A 2495-nucleotide genomic window follows, 5' to 3' on the forward strand; every position below is an offset into this window, starting at 1 on the left:
GTGCTGCATGTGGCGTGGGCGCGGGTGCTGGCGGCGGTCAGTGGCCGTGAGGACGTGGTGTTCGGCACGGTGCTGTTCGGCCGGATGAACGCGGGCGTGGGTGCGGACCGGGTGCAGGGCCCGTTCATCAACACGCTGCCGGTACGGGCACGGATCGATGGCGTGGGCGTGCTGGACGCGGTAACGGCCATGCGTGCACAGCTCGCGGGACTGCTGGAACACGAGCACGCACCACTGGCCCTGGCACAGCAGGCCAGCGCAGTGGCGTCGGACACACCACTGTTCAGCTCACTCCTCAACTACCGACACAACTCCTCCGGCGGCTCCAACTCCGGCGGTGGGAGCTTGAAGGGGATCAGGACGCTTTTCACGGAGGAACGCACCAACTACCCGTTGACAGTTTCGGTCAACGACGACGGACACGGCTTCGGACTTGCCGTGGACGCTGTGCCCTCCGTGAATCCAGAGGCGGTGGGTGGACTGCTGCTCACTGCTGTCGAAAACCTGGTCGTGGTGCTGGAAGAGGTGCTGGACGGCGGCCCGGGCCTCCCACTGAGTGACGTTCAGATCTTGGACGCCGCTGAGCGGGATCGGGTGCTGGTGGAGTGGAACGGTACGGGGGTGGAGGTGGGTGTTGCGACGCTTCCGGGGTTGTTCGAGGCGCAGGTGGTGCGGGATCCGGGGGCGGTGGCGGTGGTCGCTGATGGTGGGGTTGAGGTGTCGTATGGGGAGTTGGATGTGCGGGCGAATCGTCTGGCGCGGTTGCTGGTGGGTCGGGGGGTGGGGCCGGAGTCGGTGGTGGCGGTTGCGTTGGAGCGTGGGGTGGATCTGCTGGTGGCGTTGTTGGGTGTGGTGAAGGCGGGGGGTGCGTATCTTCCGGTGGATCCGGGTCTGCCGGCGGACCGGGTGGCGTTCATGCTGGCGGATGCGGGTGCGGTGGCCGGGGTGTGTGGGGAGGGGGTGCGGTCGCTGCTGCCGGACTCGTTGGCGGTGGTGGGGCTGGATGACCCGGCGGTGGTGAATGAGCTGGCCGGGCTGGATGGCGGGGCGCTGTCGGACGGGGAGCGGGTGGGTGTGCTGCTGCCGTCGCATCCGGCGTATGTGATCTACACGTCGGGGTCGACGGGCCGGCCGAAGGGTGTGGTGGTCTCGCATGGGGGGTTCGCGAGTTTCGCTGAGGGGCATCGGCGGCTGGTGGGGGTGCGTGCGGGGGCCCGGGTGGGTCAGTTCGCGTCGGCGAGCTTTGACACGTTCGGGTGGGAGTGGTGTATGGCGTTGCTGTCGGGCGGGGCGTTGGTGGTGGTGCCCGAGGAGTGCCGCCTGGGTGAGGCGTTGACGGGTTTCCTGAGCCGGGTGGGTGTGTCGCATGTGACGTTGCCGCCGGCGGTGCTGGCGACGCTGGATGAGCGGTCGCTGGATCCGGGTGTGGTGCTGATGGTGGCCGGTGAGGCGTGTCCGCCTGAGGTGATGCGGCGGTGGGCCCGTGGGCGGGTGATGTTCAATTCTTATGGTCCGACCGAGACGACGGTGGATGCCACGTTGTGGCGTTGCGTGCCCGAGGCGCGTGAGGTGGCGATCGGGTCTCCGGTGGTCAATACCCGGGTGTTCGTGCTGGATGCTGCTCTGGAGCCGGTGCCGGCCGGGGTGGTGGGTGAGCTGTATGTGGCGGGTGCGGGTCTGGCCCGCGGCTACATCAGCCGGCCCGCACTGACCGCGGAACGCTTTGTGGCGTGTCCGTTCGAGCCGGGGGTGCGGATGTACCGGACCGGGGACCTGGCCCGGTGGACCGGTGAGGGGCAGTTGGTGTTCGCGGGGCGTGCGGATGAGCAGGTGAAGATCCGCGGGTTCCGGATCGAGCCGGGCGAGGTCCAGGCCGCCGTCCTGGCGCATCCAAAGGTGGCCCAGGCCGCCGTGATCGCACGGGAAGACACTCCGGGTGAGGTCCGGCTGGTGGCATACGTGGTCCCCGCGGCCGGTGGCACGGCTGTCCGTTCGCTGTCCGGTGAGGTGCGGGAGCTGGTGGGTCAGCGGCTGCCGGAGTACATGGTGCCGTCAGCGGTGGTGGTGCTCCAGGAGCTGCCGCTGACGCGTAACGGCAAGCTGGACCGCAAGGCCCTGCCCGCCCCGGATCTGGGCATGTATGCGGGTGCGGGACGCGGGCCGGTCACGGTGCGGGAAGAGCTGTTGTGTGCGGTATTCGCCCAGATTCTGGGTGTGGAGTACGTGGGGGTGGACGACGACTTCTTCGCACTCGGGGGCCAGTCGTTGCTGGCGGTGCGGCTGGTCAGCCGGATCCGGGCGGTGCTCGGGGTGGAGGTGGAGATCCGGGCGCTGTTCGAGGCGCCGACGGTCGCGGGGCTCGTGGCACGGCTGACGGAGGCGGAGGAGGCACGGCTGCCTTTGACGGCCGGGGTGCGTCCGGAGCGGGTGCCGTTGTCGTTCGCGCAGCGCCGGCTGTGGTTCCTCGGACAGCTCGAGGGGCCGAGTGCGACCTA

The 2495-nt window shown here is 69.2% G+C and carries 1 protein-coding gene; it reads left to right on the top strand.

Annotation, left to right across the window (positions count from 1 at the left end):
* A partial coding sequence (locus ACFW01_RS38340) for an amino acid adenylation domain-containing protein (RefSeq protein WP_384511480.1) occupies window positions 1-2495 on the top strand: 2495 nt, incomplete at both ends.

Source organism: Streptomyces sp. NPDC058985, assembly GCF_042740985.1.
Taxonomy (GTDB): domain Bacteria; phylum Actinomycetota; class Actinomycetes; order Streptomycetales; family Streptomycetaceae; genus Streptomyces.